The following is a 19302-nucleotide window of genomic DNA, read 5'->3' on the forward strand; positions in this document are numbered from 1 at the left end:
GTTCGGTCCGGAAACTTTTGCAAACGTGTTACCTGTGAACATCCCTGACATATTTGACGGCCGCTGTTGAACGGAGTCCCATGGCAGGGACACCGGGTTGGCGTGCGGCAGAGGCGTCGTACACGGACGAGGTGATCGGCGACGACACACTGGGAGAACTGTTCGCCGCGAGCGCCGAACGCAACGCCGACAGCGAGGCACAGCTGTACAAGGGTGGGGTGTACGACCGCTCGCTGACTGCCGACGCTATTCCCGAGGCGCCGCCGGGTGAGTACGCGAGCATCACCTACAAGGAGATGCACGACCTCGTGAAGTACCTCGCCGCGGGGTTCCGTGACCTCGGCGTCGAGGCCGACACGCGGGTCGGCCTGTTTTCGAGTACGCGGATGGAGTGGGCGCTCTCCGACTTCGCGTTGCTCTCGGCTGGCGCCGTCGTGACCACGGTGTACACGGAGTCGTCGCCGAAGCAAGTTCGGTATCTGCTGGACGACCCGGACGCCGAGGCAATCGTCGTCGAGAACGAGGAACTGCTCCAGCGAGTCCTCGACGTCGAAGACGACCTCTCGCTCTCGTTCGTCGTCGTGATGGACGAGTACAACGCCGACCGCGAGGACGTCCACTCGCTCAACGACGTGTACCGGCGGGGCCGAGAGACGTTCGACGAGGAGAGATATCGGTCGTGGCTGGCCCACCGGGACCCGAACGACCTCGCGAGTCTCATCTACACGTCCGGTACCACCGGCCAACCGAAGGGCGTCAGACTCACGCACGAGAACTTCCGGTCGAACGTCAACCAGACGCGGAAACGACTCGCTCCAAGACCCGACAAACACCCCGACGTCCCGGCCATCACGCCCGAGACGACCTCTATCGCGTTTCTCCCGCTGGCGCACGTCTTCGAGCGCCTGTCCGGGCACTTCTTCATGTTCGGGTCGGGTGCGACCGTCGGCTACGTCGAGCACCCGGACACGCTTGCAGACGACATCCAGAAGATTCAACCCAACACCGGGGCCAGCGTCCCGCGAGTGTACGAACGCATCTTCGCCAACATGCGCGAACAGGCCAGCGACTCGGCGGCGAAAAAGCGCATCTTCGAGTGGGCGATGGACGTCGCCCGCGACTACGCCAGAGCCGAGAACCCGGGACCGCTCCTAGAACTCAAACACGGACTCGCCGACCGACTCGTCTACAGCACCGTCGCGGAGAAACTGGGCGGGGAGATAGAGTTCATGGTCAGCGGCGGCGGGAGCCTCTCGAAGCGGCTCTGTGAGACGTTCCTCGGGATGGGTCTGACCATCGTCGAGGGGTACGGACTCACCGAGACGTCGCCGGTCATCTCTGTCAATCCACCGGAGGACGTCCGACCGGGGACGCTCGGGGTGCCGGTCGACGAGATGAACGTCCGCCTCGATACCCACGTGGTCGACGACTCGGAGTTCGAGGACGTGAGCGGCACTCTCGGCGAACTCCTCGTCGACGGCCCGAACGTCACGGACGGCTACTGGGACGAACCGGGGGCCACGGAGCGGGCGTTCACCGAAATCGACGGCACGGAGTGGTTTCGGACCGGAGATATCGTCGAGCGGCGAGCCGACGACTTCCTCGTCTATCACGACCGACTGAAGGAGTTGCTCGTCCTCTCGACGGGGAAAAACGTCGCGCCACAGCCGATAGAGGACCGCTTCTCGACGAACGACAGGGTCGAACAGATAATGGTAGTCGGCGACGACCAGAAGTTCGTGGCCGCGCTCATCGTCCCCAACTTCGAGGAACTAGAGCGGTGGGCCGACGCCGAGGGAATCGACTTGCCGGCGGACGACGACGCCCGCTGTAAGGACGACAGGGTCCGCGCGTGGATGCAAGACGCCGTCGACGAGACCAACGCCGAACTGGAGAAACTAGAGCGAATCAAGCGGTTCGAACTCGTACCGAGTGACTGGACCGCCGAGAACGACCTCTTGACACCGTCGATGAAGAAGAAACGCCGGAACATCCGCGAGGCGTTCGAGCAGAAACTCGGTGAGATATACGGCGACGACTACGACGGCGGGAACTGACCAAACCGTCGGCGTGGATGGACACGCGTTCGCCCGCCATCGGTTTCTGAATTGATAACGGACCCGTCGCGTTGAAGTGGTTGGTCCGCGAATACATCCCAATGGCTGCCGGTGATATTCACGTTCTCCACGTCGACGACGACCCTTCCATCACCGATCTCGCGGCGACGATGCTCGAACGGGACTCGGACATCCGCGTCTCGACGGTCAACGACCCGGAGGCGGTACTCGACCGGTTCGATGCTGGCGAGTTCGACTGCGTCGTCAGCGACTACGAGATGCCGCGGCTGGACGGGTTGGAACTGTACGAACGGCTCTCCCAGCAGTTCGACCACGCGGACTTCCCCTTTATCCTCTTTACCGGTCGGGGGAGCGAGACCGTCGCCGCGGACGCACTGAACGCCGGCGTCACCGGCTACCTCCAGAAGGGCGGCCCCGAACAGTACGACCTGCTCGCGAACCGCGTCCACAACGCCACCGATCAGTACCGCGCGCAGGTGAAAGCCGACCGCTACGAGACGGTCATCGACGCGCTCGCCTACCCGGTGTACGTCGTCGACGAGACGGGGACGTTCAAGTTCGTCAACGAACCGTTCGCGGCGATGACGGGGTACGACCGGGCGGAGATACTCGGCCGACCCACGTCGTTCGTCAAGCCCGACCAGACCGTCCAGCGCGCCGAAGCCGAACTCGGTCGGTTGCTGTCGAGTTCCGGGCCGGAGACGACCCGGTTCCGCGCCACCATCGAGACGGCGGACGGGGACACGGTCGAGTGCCGCGACCACATGGGCGTCCTGCCGTACGAGGGCGAGTCGTTCCGTGGGTCGGTCGGCATCCTCCGAGTGCTCGACGACGAGTCGCTGCCAGCGGCCGACGGCGGCCGAGTCAGCGAATCGGACCACAGCGGCGACCACGTCTCCGCGGACCGACTCCTCGAGGCGCTCTCTGTCCCCGTGTTCGCGCTCGACGACGACGGCGAGTACGTCTTCGCCAACGAGCGACTGGGCGAACTGGTCGGGCGGGACCCGACCGACATCCTCGGGGCGCACTTCTCGGAGTTGACACCCCCGGCCGATACCGTCGGCAACTGCGACCCGTTCGTGCGCCTCTCGGAGAGCGAGGACGCCGACCACTTCACCTACGAGAGAGAAGTACACGTCGACGGCGAGACGATTCCGGTCAAGGGGCGACTGGAGACGCTCCCCGGCCCCGAACAGGTGTTCGCCGGTACCGTCCGGGACGTCAGTGACCGTCAGCGTGCCAGAGACCGATACCGGGCGCTGTTCGACAACCTCCCCGACCCGACGGTCGTCACCGACTTCGAGGACGGCGAACCGCGGATTCGGCGGGCCAACGACGCCTTCGAGGCGGTGTTCGGGTACGATACCGAGGCCGTGGTGGGCGAGTTGGTAAACGACCTCCTCGTGCCCGCTGACCGCACCGACGGGGCCGCCGAAATCGACCGCGCCGTCCTGAACGGTGCGTGCGTCTCCCGGGAGGTACGCCGAGAGACGGCCGACGGCGAGCAGCGGGACTTCCTGTTCAGAAACGTCCCCATCGAACACGAAGACGGCGAAGTGCTCGCCTACGGCGTCTACACGGACATCACGGAACGGACGACCTACGAAGAACGGTTGGCGGCGCTCCACGAGACTGCACGCGACCTGATGGCCGCCGAGTCGACCGACGAGGTACTGAACATCGGACTAGCTGCGGCCCGAGACATCCTCGGTCACGACATCAACGCCATCCACCTCTACGACGACGAGCGCGGCGGTCTGGTCCCCGCGGCGACGACGGAGTGTACGGACGAACTGTTCGGTGAACTGCCGACGTTCACCGAGGGCGACTCCATCGCGTGGCGAGCGTTCGAACGTGGCGAAGCTATCGTCAGACAGGACGTGCGCGAGGGCGCGGGCGTGCTGGGCCCCGAAACCCCGATTCGGTCGGAGATGGTGGTGCCGCTCGGCGACCGCGGCGTCCTGTTGCCGGCCTCGACTGACCCGGGAGCCTTCGACGATGCGGACCGCTCACTCGGGAGCGTCCTCGCGGCGAACATCCAGTCTGCGCTCCAGCAGGTGGCGCGAGAACAGACCCTCCGGAACCGAGAACAGGCCCTGGCTCGACAGAACGAACGGCTGGACGAGTTCGCCTCTATCGTCTCACACGACCTTCGGACGCCGCTCGACCTCGCGGCCGTCCACCTCGAACTGGCGACGGAGGGCGACGGCGAGGTCGACCGGGAGCATCTCGACCGCGTCGCAGCGGCACACGACCGGATGTCGGACCTCGTCAGCGACGTCCTCGCGTGGGCCCGCGAGGGCGTGACCGTCGAGGAGACGGAACCGGTGTCGCTCCCGGACCTCGTCGCGGAGTGCTGGCTGGGTATACAGGCCGAGGACGCTGACCTCACCGTGACGACGGCCCAGACGGTAGAGGCCGACCGTGACCGTCTCCGACGTGTGTTCGAGAACCTCCTCGGCAACGCCGTAGAGCACGGCGCCACGAGCAGTCAGACGCAGTCCGACGACGCCGTCTCACACGGTGGCGACGGTTCGACAATCCGCGTCGGCGACCTCGACGACGGGGCCGGTGTCTTCGTCGAGGACGACGGTCCGGGAATCCCTGAGGACGAACGCGAGGCGGTGTTCACCTCGGGGTACACTCACTCGGACGACGGCAACGGCTTCGGTCTCGCAATCGTCGACCAGATCGTCGAGGCCCACGGCTGGGAGATACGCGTCACCGAGAGCGAACTCGGCGGTGCACGGTTCGAGATAACGGGCTTCGAGGGGTGATACCGTTGGCTGTAACTGTTTCGGGGCGTCAGTCACTCCGGTGACGACGGTCGTGGAAGTGAGTCGGTGGACCGCCGGACTCAAACTGCTCGCCTCGCTACGTAGCCCATGAGCGACGCCTGGGACGACCGTCTCCGACAGAACCGCGCCGAGAAAGACGAGTTCTTCGCGGAACACCCGCAGTCACCCATCCCGCCGGACGAGCGAGACGACTTCGACGGTCTGGCCTACTTCGACCCGGACCCCGACTACCGCGTCGAAGCCACGGTGACGCGACACGACGAACCTGAGCCCGTCGAGATGGACACGACCGACGGCCGGACAGTCCGGTATCTCCACGTCGTCACCTTCGCCTTCGAACTGGACGGCGAGTCCTACGAGCTCGCGGGCTACCGTCAGGCCGGCGACGACCCCGCGACGTTTTTCGTCCCCTTCAGGGACAAGACCAGCGGCCAGCAGACCTACCACCGAGGCCGCTACATGGAACTGGAGGCCGACGAGGAACTGACCGACGGCGACGCCGTCACGCTGGACTTCAATCTCGCGTACGCCCCGTTTTGCGCGTACAGCGACACCTTCTCCTGCCCGCTCCCGCCCGAGACGAACTGGCTGGAGACGACCGTCGAGGCCGGCGAGCGAACCCGCTGACGAACTGGCCGCGGAGCGAACTGTTTTCAGGCTGTCGCCGCTACCAGCCGGTATGTCTCACGTGACGCGCGAGCGACCGTTCCTCCAGTCGGTCGTGGCGTTGGTCGCCGCACTCGTCCTCGGTGCCGGCGGCTTGCTCCTCGGCTTCGCCCTGACGTTCCTGGTGGCGGGACTCCTCATCGTCGGTATCGGACTCGAACTCTCGCCGGCCCTGAGTATCGTCCTCAGCCTCGTCTTCGTGCAAGGAATCGGGTGTGCCGGTGTCGCCCTGAGCTACCTCAAGGTCAGACCGTATCTCGCGGGACCGGTTCGTGATCTGTTGCAACTGTCCGAGACGGTTCCGAGGTTCGACATCTCCGCCGCCGTCCCGAGCATGAGAGACGCGGCCACAATCGTCGCGGGCTACCTCGTCGCCATCGGCGGCGCGCTGCTGGGGTCGGCCGCGATTACGCTCGCCCAGCGAGTCACTGGCACGGAGTTAGAGACCGGGACGAATCAGGCTGCCCAGATAGGGATGGAAAACCCCGAAGTCCTGCTCCTGTTGATACCGGCGTCGATTCTGGTCATCGGCCCCGGTGAGGAGATGCTGTTCCGCGGCGTCGTTCAGGGCCGTATCCGTGAGGTGTTCAGTCCCGTTCCGGGCGTCCTCATCCCGAGCGTCATCTTCGCCGGCCTCCACTGGTTCGCGCTCAGCGGCGGGTCGCCACAGGGGAACCTCGTGGCGCTCGGTGTGCTGGTCGTCCCCGCACTCGTCTTCGGAGTGGCCTACGAGTACACTGACAACATCGTCGTGCCGGCATTGATTCACGGTCTGTACAACGCGACGCTGTTTACGATGCTGTTCGTCGTCGTCAAGTACGGCGACCAGTTACCCCAGCAAGCGCTCCTCGCCTGAGCCACGATGGCGCAGTTCAACGCCGGGTACGACCGCCTGTTCGGGGGCGACGGCCTCACCGTGGGCGTCGGCTTTCCCCTGACCGACGCCAGCGAATCGCGCCCGGACGTCGACAGGGAGATGACCCTTGCGTCCCACGCCGAGTCGCTCGGGTTCGACGCCCTCTGGGCGCGAGACGTCCCGTTGTACTGGCCCCGGTTCGGCGACGCCGGCCAGACGTTCGATACGTGGTCGTGGCTCAGTTACGCGGCCGCCCACACCGACGACGTGGCGCTGGGGACGGCGAGCGTCGTCTTGCCACTCAGACACCCGTTGCACGTCGCAAAGAGTGCCGCCTCCGTCGACCGCCTCGCCGACGGGCGACTCGTGCTGGGCGTCGCCACCGGTGATCGGGACCCGGAGTACCCGGCGTTCGGCGTGGACCCGGACGAGCGCGGCGTACTGTTCCGTGAGTCGGTCGACCTTCTCAGGACCGCCTGGCGCGACGAGTTTCCGACGGCAGAGGGTCGCTGGGGCTCCTTAGACGGTGACCTCGACGTGGTCCCGAAACCGGCGGGCGAGACGATCCCGCTCCTGCCGACGGGCAACGCCCGTCAGTCCGTCGAGTGGATAGCCGACCACGGCGACGGCTGGTTGTTCTATCACCTCCCGACAGACACGCTGGCGTCGTATCTCGACGACTGGCGCGCCGCCGCGGGCGAGAAACCATACGCGATGGTCGTTCGCACCCACCTCACAGACGACCCGACGGCCGACCCCGAACCGGTCCATCAGGGCTACCGGGCCGGCAGCGAGTGGTTCGTCGAGTACTTCCGTGACCTCGCGTCGGTCGGCGTCGACCACGTCGTCGTCTCGACGCCCGGCGAGGACCCGGACCGGGAACTCACGCGTCTCGCCGAGGACGTCCTCTCGCGGGTCTGAGACCGACTGTGGCTTACTCCGACGCCTGTTCGCGGGCCGCCCGCACGTGTTCGCGCGCTTCGTCGGACGTCATCCCGCGGACACCACAGTCACAGGAGAGCAGTTCTGGGTCGGCGAGGTCGTCGACCTGCTCTCGCTGGTCGCGTTCGAGCGTCTCGGTCTCCGGGTCGTACTCGAACGTGACGCGGTAACTCACCTGTGTCACGCCCTCGATGCGGTGGTCCTCGCTCGGGTCGGGGTTGGCGATGGCGTCCTCGTGTTCGGCCTGCATCGCCGCTTGCCACTCCTTCAGGTTCGCCTCCGGGTCGACGTCGTCGGTCATACCACGGACGTGGCGACAGACGGGCAAAAAGGTGGGTCAGTCGCCTCGACGACACCGCGTTCTTGACGTTTCCGTGCCGTCCGGTCGACCGCGCCAGCGTGCCCCGTCCAAACTCGTGAGCCAGCCGTGTCACGCGTTCGTCCGGTCTCACCGCGTCTCCCGACTCCAGATACCGACACGTCCGAACACTACCGGGCGAGAATCCACTCGTAGGCTGAGCGGAAACAAAACGGGAGCCGTCTCCGGCGGTTGCCAATCCCTTGTTCGGTGAAATCGGAACGGTCAGGCCCCACCAGTCAGGCGTTCGTCACTATCGCCCGTCTCACACAGGTCAATGAGAGCGCGTTCGAGTAGCTCACGGACGATGAATTCCTCGTAGTGTTGCGTTTCACAGTATTCACAGGGCTTCATCGTGCGGGCAACTGATCTGATGTCGTCGCCGTGGTGCTCGTAAAGCGATTCTACGAGGGCTGACAACCCTTCTGTTGCCGTCTCCTGTACAGGGGCTAGTGTCTCCTCGGCCCCCTCCGGGAGGTTGTACGAGAACACCCGCGTGTTCGATCTGTAGTATTTCCGCGTGCCGCCGCCAGCTTCTTCGAGTCGGGAAATTTCGACCATGTCCGCCTCTTTCAGGACGTTGACGTGGTGACGGACCGTCGTCTCGGCTTTCGTTTCACCTCGGCGTCCGAGTTCCTGCTGGATCGCCTCAATCGTCATCTCTTCCTCAGCGAGCATATCCAGAACTTTCGCCCGTAGGTCGTTTTCCAGCGCCTTTGCTTTCTCAGGGTCGGTGGTGACAACCTCGCGGATTGGCACGTCGGATTCGAACAGCGCCATTGTCCTGAGACAGGGTATGACCACGACGATAGTAAGAGTATGGCTATGCTCTCGACTATGATTTACTATCTATAGTAGCGCTCTAAGTTTTGTCGTAACGGTCATGCGCACCGAACCACAAGAATAGCACGAGATGGGAACGACACACGAACAATTCAACGTCGGTGGGATGTCCTGCTCGTTTTGCACCGAGAGCATCGAGAAAGCCTACGACAGGACTGACGGCGTCGAGGACGTAGCTGTAAGCCTCGCCCACGAAGAAGTCCTCGTCCAGTACGACGACAGCCGGCTAAGCGAGGTCGAAGTGAAAGATACCCTCCGCGACCTCGGCTATACGATCCGCGACCCTGACAAGGAAAAGCGGTACGAAGAACAGCAGGCCGAACTCACTGATGGGAAGCGACGGCTGCTTCTCGCCGGCGGTGCATCTATCGTCACAGTCGCATTGATGCTGTGGATGGTCTTCGTGATGGGTCGGTTCGAGTCGGAATCGCTGGCGATAGACTCCGTTACACTCGCGCTCGCGCTCGGCACGATGTTTGGACCGGGCCGCTACATTCTCGAGAAGGCCTACCAGAGCGTCCGCCGCGGCATCTTCAACCAACACGTCCTGCTGGAAGCGGGCGCATTCGCCGGTCTGCTCGGCGGCTTCCTCGGCCTGTTCGTCTTCCCGAGCTTTCCGACCGTCCACTTCTTTGCCGTCTCTGTCTTTATCACCACCTATCACATCCTCTCTGAGTACACGACCCTCTTCGTCCGCACACGTGCCTCACAGGCAGTACAAAGCCTGTTGAGCCGACAGCCGGGCGTCGCACGGCGCGTGACCAACGACGGCGATGTAGCGGAAGTCCCGATCGGTGACCTCGAGGTCGGTGATCGGGTGCGCGTCAAGCCCGGCGAGACTATCCCCATCGATGGTGCGGTCGTGGACGGCACGTCTACTGTCGATGAGTCCGTCGCCACGGGGGAGTCCATCCCGGAAGCAAAGACCACCGGCGACGACGTGATCGGCGGGTGCGTCAACGAGACTGGGGTGCTCCTGATCGAGGTCACCGCTACCGGTGACGACGCGTTCCTGAATCAGGTCGCCCGCGAAATCGAGGAAGCGAGGGCGATGAAACCCGGCATCATCCAGCTTGCCGACCGCGTCCTCGCGTATTTCGTCCCGGGCGTCCTCACGATTGCGCTCCTTTCTTTCGGGTTCTGGCTGGTCGCGCCGCTGGCATGGGGTGCTGGCCCGAACGTCCAGCGTGGCGCATTCGCCGCTCTCGCCGTTCTCGTTCTCGGCTATCCGTGTGCGCTGGGGATGGCAACACCCCTGGCCTTGATTCGTGGTGGCGGGAAAGCCGCGAACCGCGGTGTCCTGATGCGTTCGGGCGACGCGTTCCAGATCTTCCCGGACATCGACCACGTCGTCCTCGATAAGACCGGGACGGTTACGGTCGGTGAACCAGCGGTCTCCGACGTCATGGCGTATGACGGGGGCGAGGATGACGTGGTCGCCATTGCAGCGAGCGCCGAGGCATTCAGTGAACATCCTCTCGCCGACGCCATCCTCTCGGATGCCGAGGACCGGGACGTGGATTTCGACGATCCCGAGTCGTTCGATTCTGAGACTGGGAACGGTGTCCGAGCAACGGTCGAGGGGGCCGACGTGCTGGTGGGCAAGCCCGGGTGGCTGGCTGCGGAGGGGGTCGGTTACGACGCCGCCGACGACGACATCCAGCGGCTCCAGCGGCGCGGCCTCACGGTCGCAGGCGTCGTCCGGGACGGGACTCTCGTCGGCCTGATTGGCATCGGCGACGAGGTAAAAGACGACGCGACGGAAACCGTCCACCGGATACACGGCGCGGGAATCACGTCAGTGCTACTCACCGGCGACAACGAACGCACCGCCGAAGCAGTCGCCAGCGACGTGGGTATCGGCCGAGTCTTGGCCGACGTCCTCCCCGACGAGAAACGCGCGGAAATCGCGCGTCTCCAAAACGAGGGGCGACGCGTCGCGATGGTCGGCGACGGCATCAACGATGCGCCAGCACTCACGCAGGCCGATATCGGCATCGCCATCGGCGCGGGGACGGACATCGCCATCGAGTCGGCCGACGTCGTGGTGATGGGCGAGCGCCTCGGCGGCGTGATGGACGCGTACGAGATTGGCGCGGAGAGCTATCGAAAGACCCGTCAGAACCTCGTTGCAGCGTTCTCGTTCAACGGTGTCGGTGTCGCCGCTGCGACGACTGGTCTCGTCCACCCGGTGTTTGCGATGGGCGTGATGGTGCTGTCGGTGTCGGCTGTCCTCGCTAACAGCTTCGCGGGGCAATTGCTCACCGGCGACGACGTCGATACGGGCTTCTCGGTCGAGAACGACGAGGGAGAACCGATACCCGACGGAGCGGCCGATTAGGGCGATACTTCGTAGCCCGCTTGTTCGATTGCACCGTGGAGGTCCTCGTCTTTCACGTCCTCATTGACGACAACTTCGACGGTGTCGCCGGTATGGTCTGCGTCAACTCGGGTCACGCCGCCGACGTTCTTGAGAGCAGTCTCGACGTTCCGTTCACAGCCGTTACAGGACATCCCGGTAACCGAGAGCGTTTTTCGATTCACGTACTCGAATTGGTGGGTGACAGTCAAAACAGCTACGGCGACTATTGTCCTGATACGACTGTCGTTATATCGTTCGCACGTCGATTGGAAGGGTTGCTCAGGCCGTGTTTCGTTACGCATCACAATCGAGGCGGGAGACTTTCTCGGTTGTCTGTGCCAGAAACCGGCCGCCTCAGCGGTGGTAGCGACTGAATTGCTTTGGATTTTGTGGAGCGCGAGCGGACGCCCGATCGAGTGATGAAGGAATGTGCGCCCGGAACACTAACGACCGGCGTCATCCTGGGCGGCGCGCCAGGTCAGCCGGCAAACCCTCGTGCCGGGCGGGCGACAGAACTGTCGCCTGGTGCCGAAACGGCGTTGACCGGTTCGGCGGGCGGATTACGACCGCGAGTCGGGCGGGGTGCGTTCGCCAAACGGGCGGCGTCAGCCGCCGGTATGTACCGTGCCCGGGTTCTCCGGTTCGTCATCGTCCCGGTGACGGGTCTCGGCCGGGGATTAAAGGCACGCAGTCGGGCTAGGAGACACCCGTACCTAAGGGTGGCGTTCAGAGTGCGTACTCGTCTTCGCGCAACTGGACGTACTTCCCGTTGCGGTAGCCGAACTTCCCCCATTTGTACTTGGCGACGAGTTCGATGCCGTGGAGGCCGCCCCTGAGAGCGGCGTCTGCCTTGATGCCGCGAGCGTCCATCAGGTCTCCCGCTGTGGTGAACGCGCGGTCCCAGTCGCGTGGCCGCCAGTCGCGAACCATGTCCGCGAACGTGGCGTTCCGCAGGACTTCGTCGCCGATGGCGGCGTGCCACTCGTCGTTGTAGCGTTCGAGGCCGCCCTCGGCGGCGAGTCGACCGGCTATCTTCCCGGTGCGGACCGCGACGTGGTCGCCGCCCTCGTGGAACGCCGATGTGGCACCCATCGCGCCACCGGTGACGGCGATGCCGGCGCGGGCGGGCGACTCGATGGGGCGGGTCGAGGAGATGGGATAGGTCTCTGTGCCCTTCGACTTCCCGCGGTCTTCGACCAGCGGGAAGTCCGCGACGTCGTACTCGGGGAACTGCCGTTCGAGCAGTCGCCGGACGTACTCGTTGCCCCGGGGGATGCCCTCGTCGTCGTCGCGCAGGAGGTCCCACTCGCGCGTGTCGTAGTCGTCGATGTCCAGTCCGATGGGCATCGTCAGGCCGATGCGGGCCACTGGCTCGTCGTTCGGGAAGATCCACGGGTACGCCGTGTGACCGGGCATGATGCCCCACCAGAACTCGATGAAGTCCGGGTCGAACAGTTCCTCGGGCATCCGGCGGTGTTCCTGGTAGGCGATGTGGTTGACCTTGTTGGAGGGCATAATCTCGCTCATCGTCCGACTCTCGGGGAGGAACTGGTCTAGGGCCCCGCCCGTGACGGTTCGCTGGGGGCCGTCGGCCAGCACGAGGTGGTCCGTCTCGATGTCCTCGCCGTTGGCGAGGTGGACCGTGTGGCGCGGACTCGACGCGAGGTCCGTCTCGACGCCGGTGACGCTGACGCCGACGCGGTAGTCGGCACCGGCGTCGGTCGCTCGCTGGCGAAGCCAATCGTCGAACTTCGCGCGGTGCATCGTAAAGCCGAATCCGTCGTAACTCGCGTCGATACCGGTCTCGGTCAGCGCCAGTTCGGAGTCGGGGCCGTAGAACTTCGCCCCGTCGAGTTCGCTGAGCACGACGTCCTCGGGGAACTCCTCAAACGGGATGTCCATGATGTCGAGCCAGTAGTCGAGCAGACCGGCAGCGTCCGTCGAATCCGGTCCCGGGCCGTCGCGGTCGGCCCGGGGAACCCCCTTCTCTAAGACGACGGCATCCGCACCTCGGGCGGCGGCGGCCTCGGCGGCGGACGACCCGGCCGGGCCACCCCCGACGATCGCCACGTCTACGTATTCCATACGCGCTACCGTGCCACCCCGACGGCTAAAACCTATTGTCTCGTCGCGCTATGGCGACTCCGTGGCCCACGATAGGCCCGGCAGCGAAACTCGGTGGCTGCCGTGCCGTTTTTGATACGCGGTGTCACAGTGTCCGTATGGCAGACATCGTCGTCCGCCGAGACAACATCCACGGCATGGCCGTCGACCGATACGCGACGGCACTGCGCGACCGACTTCCAAACCACGACGTCGAGGTGGCACGCACGCCGGCCGCCGAACGTGACCTCGTCGCCGACGCGACGGTTCTCACCGGCAGTTCCGTCTCCGAGGACCTGCTCGACGCGGCGGACTCGCTCCGCCTGTTCGCGTCCACGTACGCCGGCTACGACCACCTCCCACTCGACGAACTGGCCGCACACGACGTGGCGCTGACGACGGCCTCTGGCGTCCACGCCCCTAACGTCGCCGAACACGTCGTCGGTGCGTGGCTCTCGTTCGCCCGCGGCTTTTTCACGGCGCGGCGACGACAGGCCGACCACGTCTGGCAGTCGTTCAAATCGAACGATTTCGCCGGAAGCCGCGTCTGCGTCGTCGGCATGGGGGCCATCGGCTCCGCTATCGTCGACAGACTCGGCGGCTTCGACGTCGAGACGGTCGCCGTGCGCCACTCGCCCGAGAAGGAGACCCCGACCGACGAGGTGTACGGCTACGACGACGTCCACGAAGCCGTCGAGGACGCTCGCTACGTGGCGCTCGCCTGCCCGCTGACAGAGGGGACGCGAGGGTTGGTCGACGCCGACCTCCTGACGACGATGCACCCCGAGACGGTGCTCGTGAACGTCGCTCGGGGTCCCGTGGTCGACACCGACGCCCTCGTCGACGCCCTCCAGCGCAACCACGTCGGCGCGGCGGCGCTCGACGTTACCGACCCGGAACCGCTCCCGAGCGACCACCGCCTGTGGGACTTCGAGAACGTCCTCGTCACGCCACACAACGCCGGCCACACGCCGAGCTACTTCGACAGACTCGCGGACATCGTCGCAGAGAACGTCCGCCGCGCCGAGGAGACCGGCGCGTGGGACGGGCTACAGAATCAGATTTCGCTTTAGATGTAACCGCGCTGGGCGAGCAGTTCGCCGTTCAGCACGCTCGCCCCGGCCGCGCCGCGCATCGTGTTGTGCGCGAGGCAGTTGAACTGGACGCCGTCGGTGGTCTCGCGGAACCCGCCGACTGCGACACCCATGCCGTCCTCGATGTTTCGGTCGAGTCGGGGCTGGGGCCGGTCCGGTTCCTCGAACACCGTGATGAGGCGTTCGGGCGAGGACGGGAGGTCGATTCCGGTGACCGACGCCATCGCGTCTTCGGCCTCTTCGACGGTGACGTCTTCGGCCGTGTCGGCCCAGACGTTCTCTAAGTGGCCATCGAGCGTCGCGATGCGGTTACAGGAGGCGGCGACGTCCATGTCGTTGAGTTCGACTTCGGCGCCGTCGAAAGAGCCCAGCAGCTTTCGGGACTCGGTCTCCATCTTTTGCTCCTCGCCGCCGATGTGCGGGATGGCGTTGTCGATAATCTCCATCGAAGAGACGCCGGAGTAGCCCGCCCCGGAGACGGCCTGCAGCGTCGAGACGCGCACGTCGGTCAGGTCGAAGGCACGGTCGAGAGCGGCCAGCGGCGGGACCATCGTGATGGTCGAGCAGTTGGGGTTCTTCAGCAGTGCGCCGTCCCAGCCGCGCTCGTCTCGCTGGACCTCGATGAGGTCGACGTGGTCGGCGTTGACCTCCGGAATCGTCAGCGGAACGTCCTCGTCCATCCGCCCGTTCGAGGAGTTCGAGGAGACGACGTAGCCCTCCTCACAGAACTCGGGTTCGACCTCCGCGCCGATGCTAGAGGGCAGCGAGGAGAAGATGAGGTCGACGTCGTCCGGCACGTCGTCGGGCGTCGTCGCGCCGACGGTGATGTCGGCGACGTCCTCCGGGATGGGCGCCTCGACGCGCCACTTCGCGGCTTCGCGGTAGCTCTTTCCGGCGCTCGATTCGCTGGCTGTCAGTGCGGCGATTTCGAAGTCCGGGTGCGGGTCGAGTAACTGGATGAGTCGCTGTCCGACCGCGCCGGTTGCTCCGAGGACGCCTACGCGTACAGTCATCGGTTGACACAGGGCCGTGGGTGTTCAAAACAGTTTGGATACGCCCCGCTGTCCCCCAGTCAAGCTTCCGCTTCGGTGTCCTCGAACACCCACTGGACGACCCGCGCTTCGACCACGTCCCGCTCCTCGACGTAGGGGCCCTCGGGGTTTTCGAGTATCCCGTCGGCATCGGCCAGCATCTCGGCTTCGAGGTCGCTGTGGTCGGGTTCGTCCCGGACGTCGTTGAGAAGGGCCTCGAAGTCCTCCCGCAGGTCGAAGGACGCGCGGGCGACGTTACAGCGCGACAGCGGACTCATCCCCGTCTCCAGTACGAGGTCACGCACCGTGTCCCAGTCGGCCGCACAGAAGTAGATGGACACCTCCCCGACGATGTCCCGCCACGCGATAGGTTCGGAGTGTTTCAGCAGGGGCACCGCCCGCGGCGGGAGGTCCAACCGCGTCTTCGTGTTCGGGTTCCCGCACAGGCAACACGCCTTCTCCGTCTTCCCCGTGTACATACCCGATAGTTGGGCTCGACGGGTTTGTGTACTCGGGTCCCCCGCGGCCGTGGCCGCAGCGTGGGGGTATAAGTGTCGGGGCCGGGCAGTACCCCGCAATGTTGCGCGACGCGCTGTTCTACCCGCAGCGAGGCCCGGGGTGGCTCTGGACCGTGATAACGGGGAGTCTGCTGACGCTCGTGGGCGCGGTGCTGTTCGTCCCGCTCATCCCCGTACAGGGGTACCTCCTCCGCGTACTGCGGTCGACGGCCGAGGGTCGCCCACACCCGCCAGCGTTCGAGGACTGGGGGGACCTGTTCGTCGACGGCGCGCGGGTCATCGCCGTACAGGTAGCGTATCTGTTCGTCCCGGTCCTCGTGACGCTCGGTGGCGTCCTCGCTCGGGTGTCGGGCGCGCCGTTGCTCGGGAGCGCTCTGTTGGTCCTCGCGTCCGTCGTCGGTCTCGCCTCGGCGTATCTCCTGCCGGGTGCGCTCACACGACTGGCGACGACAGACCGCCTCACGGCGGCGTTCGAGGTTCGAGCCATCGCGGGTGCGGCCCGTCGACCCGTCTACGTCGTCGCCGTCCTCGAGGCGTACGTCGCCCTGTTCGTGATTGCGGGCCTCGGCGGCGTCCTCGTCCTCATCCTCGTCGGCGCGGTGTTCGCCTTCTACGGGCAGGTCGTCGGCTATCACCTCTTTGCGCGGGGGTACGCCGGTGCGACCGGCGACGGGCAGGACCCGATGCACCGCCCGCAGACTGCCGCCGAGTAAGCAGTCGACCGACGGGGCCACACAGGAACGTTTTACTCGCCGGAGCGGGGACCGGAGCGTATGGATACGGCCGACCGACTCGACCTCGTGAGCCGGCACACTCAGGAGGTCGTCACGGAAGACGAACTTGAAGGACTGTTCGAGGACGGCGACCCGTCGGCGTACATCGGCTACGCGCCCACCGGCGAGATGCACATCGGCCACTTCACGACGATGCGAAAGCTCGCGGACTTCCTGCGGGCCGACGTCGACGTGACGGTGCTCATCGCCGACCTGCACGCCCATCTCGACGACAACAAGAGCCCGTTCGACCTGCTGGACGCCCGCTCTGAGTACTACCGCGTCGCCATCGAAGGTATGATAGACGCCGCCGGTGCCGACCCCGACGACGTCGAGTTCGTCCGGGGCACCGACTTCCAGCTAGACGAGGAGTACACGCTGGAGATGTACCGCATGGCCGCGGAGACGACCATCGCCCGCACCCAGCGCGCGGCCAGCGAAGTCGTCCGCGAGTCCGAGAGCCCGAACCTCGGCGGCCTCATCTACCCCCTGATGCAGACGCTCGACGTGAAGGCCTTAGACGCCGACATCGCCTACGGTGGCGTCGACCAGCGCGGCATCTACATGCTCTCGCGCGAGATTCTCCCCGACCACGGCGGTCACTCGCCGGTCTGCGTCTTCGCGCCGCTCCTGTCGGGCCTCTCCGGCGGGAAGATGAGCGCTTCGGACGCCGCCTCGAAGGTGAACCTCACGGACGGTCCCGACGAAGTCGAGGAGAAGATCGGACAGGCGTACTGTCCGGCCGGCGACGTCGAGGACAACGGCGTGCTGGAGTACCTGAACCACCTCGTCTTCCCGGTACTCGACGTCGAGGGCGAACCGTTCGTCGTCGAACGCCCCGAGGAGTACGGCGGCGACCTGACCTACGAGAGCTACGAGGCCGTCGAAGAGGACTTCGTCAGCGGCGAACTCCACCCCGCCGACCTCAAGCCCGCAGTCGGGACCGCTATCTCAGAGGTCATCGACCCGGTGCGTGAGCGCCTCCTCGACCGGCCAGAACTGCTGGCCGAGGCCTACCCCGAGACGTACGGCGACGAGTAACGAAACTTCGGTGTCTGCGCGCTCGATTCAGACCGCTTCCGGACCGCGGTTGCCGGTACGGACCTGCACTGCGTCGGAGACGGGGACGACGAACACCTTGCCGTCGCCCTTCTCGCCCGTGTGAGCCGCCTCCCGAACCGCTTCGGCGACTTGCTGACCGGGGACGTCGGCGACGACGCACTCGACCTTGACCTTCTGGTGGAGGTCCACGACGTACTCCTCGCCGCGCCACTGCCCCGTCTTCGAGGGTTGGGAGCCCCGACCGGAGACGTTCGTCACGGTCAGTGACGGTGCGCCGACGTCGGTGAGCGCCTCCTTGACCGCGCCGAGTTTCTCGGGACGGACGACGGCCATCACGAGTTCGATGTCGGACGCGTGCCCACCGTCGGTGCGGACGGCGGAGTCGTTCAGCGTGTCGGGACTGGCGAACTCGGGGTACGTCTCGACTCCGTGGCCGGAGATGTCGAGACCCTCGCGCTCGCTGTCGGCGTCGACGCGCGCCCAGCCGAGTGCTGTCGTGACGGTGAACAGCGCGTACGTGGCGGCGACACTGACACTCCCGATGACGACGACGCCGAGCGCCTGCACGGCGATTTGGCCGGGGTCGAAGCCGACCGTCGAGACGTACGGGAGCGGGTACAGCACGATACCGAGGATACCGGCAGAGCCGTGGACGGGGAACACGGCACAGACGTCGTCTATCTGGAGGCGTTTCTCGACGACGTCGAAGACGACGGGCAGTTGCGCACCAGCGAGGGTGCCGAGGAACAGCGCACCGGCCCACGTCAGTACGTTCGCGGCCCCGGTGACGCCGACGAGACCGGCGAGCATCCCGTTGGCGAGGTAGAGCGTGTCGACCTTGCCGGTCTTGTACCACGCGACGACGCCGGCCGAGAGACCACCGGCGACCATCCCGAGCGACGTCGCGATGGCGACGCGGCCGGCGGCGGCAAAGGAGCCGAGCGAAATCTCGCCGCCGTTTGGCGAGAACACCGTCGCCGCCGTCCCGACGTTAAAGCCGTACCACCCGAACGCGAGGATGAGCGTCCCCAGCACCGCCAGCGTGACGGAGTGGCCGGGGATGACGTTTGCGCTCCCGTCCTCGTTGTAGCGTCCCAGTCGCGGCCCGAGGACGTAGGCGGCGGTCAGACCGGAGAGACCCCCCATCCCGTGGATGACCATCCCGCCGGCGAACTCGGTGAAGCCGAGTTGTGCGAGTAGGCCCCCCTTCCACGTCAGACCGACGGCGATCGGATAGACGAGGGCCGTGATAAACGCGGTGTAGATGACGTACATCCGGGGCCGACAGCGACCGGCGACGCCGCCGGAGACGATGTTCGCCGCGGCGATGGCGAACATCCCGCCCATCAGCCAGTTCACCGACGTGGTCAGGTCCCCACCGATGTAGCCAAACAGCGTCGGAACGTCGGCCCCGGTCGCGACTGCGACGCCGCGGGCGACGGCCTCACCGGCGACGAAGAACACCAACAGCCCGACACACAGTGTGATGAGGCTCTGTGTCAACTGGTTCGAGACGTTCTTCGCACGGACCTGCCCGGCCTCCAGCATCGCGAATCCAGCCTTCATGAAGAAGATGAGAAACGACGCGATGAGGACCCACAGCAGGTTCACGCCCGTGGCCAGCGTCTCGACACTCACCATGGGTCTGCCTCCATTTGTGACTGTTCGTCTGAAATGAGCCCGATTCTGCGTCCGTTTGTCAACGTATTTCGCATCACCCGGTGGGTTGGAAGACTCCTATTTGAATCTTACCTAAACAATGACCGATTAGGGCGGGTGAAAAACACCGTACGTCCAATATAGTGCACAGTATAATGA

At 65.4% G+C, this 19302-nt stretch carries 16 protein-coding genes; 9 read left to right on the top strand and 7 right to left on the bottom strand.

Annotated features, from left to right (window positions below; genetic code table 11):
• The first annotated feature begins 80 nt into the window (after positions 1 to 80).
• The 5 genes from G9465_RS10040 to G9465_RS10060 all read left to right on the top strand — a co-directional run bounded on the left by G9465_RS10040 (position 81) and on the right by G9465_RS10060 (position 7319).
• A complete protein-coding gene (locus G9465_RS10040; RefSeq protein ID WP_166969537.1) occupies positions 81 to 2057 on the top strand; it encodes a long-chain fatty acid--CoA ligase in 1977 nt (658 codons plus the stop codon).
• A 101-nt stretch (positions 2058 to 2158) separates the two neighbouring features.
• Entirely contained in the window at positions 2159 to 4855 is a 2697-nt protein-coding gene (locus tag G9465_RS10045) for a PAS domain S-box protein (protein WP_166969539.1), read from the top strand.
• A gap of 108 nt (positions 4856 to 4963) precedes the next feature.
• Complete coding sequence (locus tag G9465_RS10050; protein WP_166969541.1) at positions 4964 to 5503, top strand: DUF1684 domain-containing protein; 540 nt, start codon at positions 4964 to 4966, stop codon at positions 5501 to 5503.
• A gap of 52 nt (positions 5504 to 5555) precedes the next feature.
• Complete coding sequence (locus G9465_RS10055; RefSeq protein WP_166969543.1) at positions 5556 to 6398, top strand: CPBP family intramembrane glutamic endopeptidase; 843 nt, start codon at positions 5556 to 5558, stop codon at positions 6396 to 6398.
• Between the two features lie 6 nt (positions 6399 to 6404).
• Positions 6405 to 7319, top strand: a complete 915-nt coding sequence (locus G9465_RS10060; RefSeq protein WP_166969545.1) for an LLM class oxidoreductase — start codon at positions 6405 to 6407, stop codon at positions 7317 to 7319.
• Positions 7320 to 7332: 13 nt separating this feature from the next.
• On the opposite strand, the gene G9465_RS10065 is transcribed toward G9465_RS10060, so the two are convergent.
• Both G9465_RS10065 and G9465_RS10070 read right to left on the bottom strand, forming a co-directional pair.
• Entirely contained in the window at positions 7333 to 7641 is a 309-nt protein-coding gene (locus tag G9465_RS10065) for a hypothetical protein (protein WP_166969547.1), read from the bottom strand.
• Between the two features lie 282 nt (positions 7642 to 7923).
• Entirely contained in the window at positions 7924 to 8478 is a 555-nt protein-coding gene (locus tag G9465_RS10070; RefSeq protein ID WP_166969549.1) for a winged helix-turn-helix domain-containing protein, read from the bottom strand.
• Between the two features lie 133 nt (positions 8479 to 8611).
• On the opposite strand from G9465_RS10070, the gene G9465_RS10075 reads away from it, so the two are divergent.
• Complete coding sequence (locus tag G9465_RS10075) at positions 8612 to 10882, top strand: cation-translocating P-type ATPase (RefSeq protein WP_166969551.1); 2271 nt, start codon at positions 8612 to 8614, stop codon at positions 10880 to 10882.
• Here G9465_RS10075 and G9465_RS10080 read toward each other — a convergent pair.
• Entirely contained in the window at positions 10879 to 11085 is a 207-nt protein-coding gene (locus G9465_RS10080; protein ID WP_166969553.1) for a heavy-metal-associated domain-containing protein, read from the bottom strand. The genes G9465_RS10075 and G9465_RS10080 overlap by 4 nt on opposite strands.
• 544 nt (positions 11086 to 11629) lie before the next feature.
• The gene (locus G9465_RS10085) at positions 11630 to 12988 is read right to left on the bottom strand and encodes an NAD(P)/FAD-dependent oxidoreductase (RefSeq protein ID WP_166969556.1); all 1359 of its coding nucleotides are present in this window, start codon (positions 12986 to 12988) and stop codon (positions 11630 to 11632) included.
• Between the two features lie 137 nt (positions 12989 to 13125).
• Here G9465_RS10085 and G9465_RS10090 point away from each other — a divergent pair, with 137 nt between their 5' ends.
• Complete coding sequence (locus G9465_RS10090; RefSeq protein WP_166969558.1) at positions 13126 to 14079, top strand: D-2-hydroxyacid dehydrogenase; 954 nt, start codon at positions 13126 to 13128, stop codon at positions 14077 to 14079.
• Here G9465_RS10090 and asd read toward each other — a convergent pair.
• Both asd and G9465_RS10100 read right to left on the bottom strand, forming a co-directional pair.
• Positions 14076 to 15113: an aspartate-semialdehyde dehydrogenase gene (gene asd / locus G9465_RS10095; protein WP_166969560.1), complete on the bottom strand. Its 1038-nt coding sequence runs from the start codon at positions 15111 to 15113 to the stop codon at positions 14076 to 14078. The two genes, G9465_RS10090 and asd, sit on opposite strands and share 4 nt — an antisense overlap.
• A 59-nt stretch (positions 15114 to 15172) precedes the next feature.
• Positions 15173 to 15610, bottom strand: coding sequence for a hypothetical protein (locus G9465_RS10100; RefSeq protein WP_166969562.1), 438 nt, complete (start codon positions 15608 to 15610; stop codon positions 15173 to 15175).
• Positions 15611 to 15708: 98 nt separating this feature from the next.
• Between G9465_RS10100 and G9465_RS10105 the strand changes: the two genes are divergently transcribed.
• Together G9465_RS10105 and G9465_RS10110 are read left to right on the top strand one after the other, a co-directional pair.
• Complete coding sequence (locus G9465_RS10105) at positions 15709 to 16362, top strand: DUF4013 domain-containing protein (RefSeq protein ID WP_166969564.1); 654 nt, start codon at positions 15709 to 15711, stop codon at positions 16360 to 16362.
• Positions 16363 to 16422: 60 nt separating this feature from the next.
• Positions 16423 to 17463 (top strand): tyrosine--tRNA ligase, encoded by a 1041-nt coding sequence (locus G9465_RS10110; protein WP_166969566.1) that lies wholly within the window; start codon positions 16423 to 16425, stop codon positions 17461 to 17463.
• Positions 17464 to 17490: 27 nt separating this feature from the next.
• On the opposite strand, the gene G9465_RS10115 is transcribed toward G9465_RS10110, so the two are convergent.
• Entirely contained in the window at positions 17491 to 19125 is a 1635-nt protein-coding gene (locus G9465_RS10115; RefSeq protein WP_166969568.1) for an ammonium transporter, read from the bottom strand.
• Between the last annotated feature and the right edge of the window lie 177 nt (positions 19126 to 19302).

It is taken from the genome of Haloarcula sp. JP-L23, assembly GCF_011602445.1.
Taxonomy (GTDB): Archaea; Halobacteriota; Halobacteria; order Halobacteriales; family Haloarculaceae; genus Haloarcula; species Haloarcula pellucida.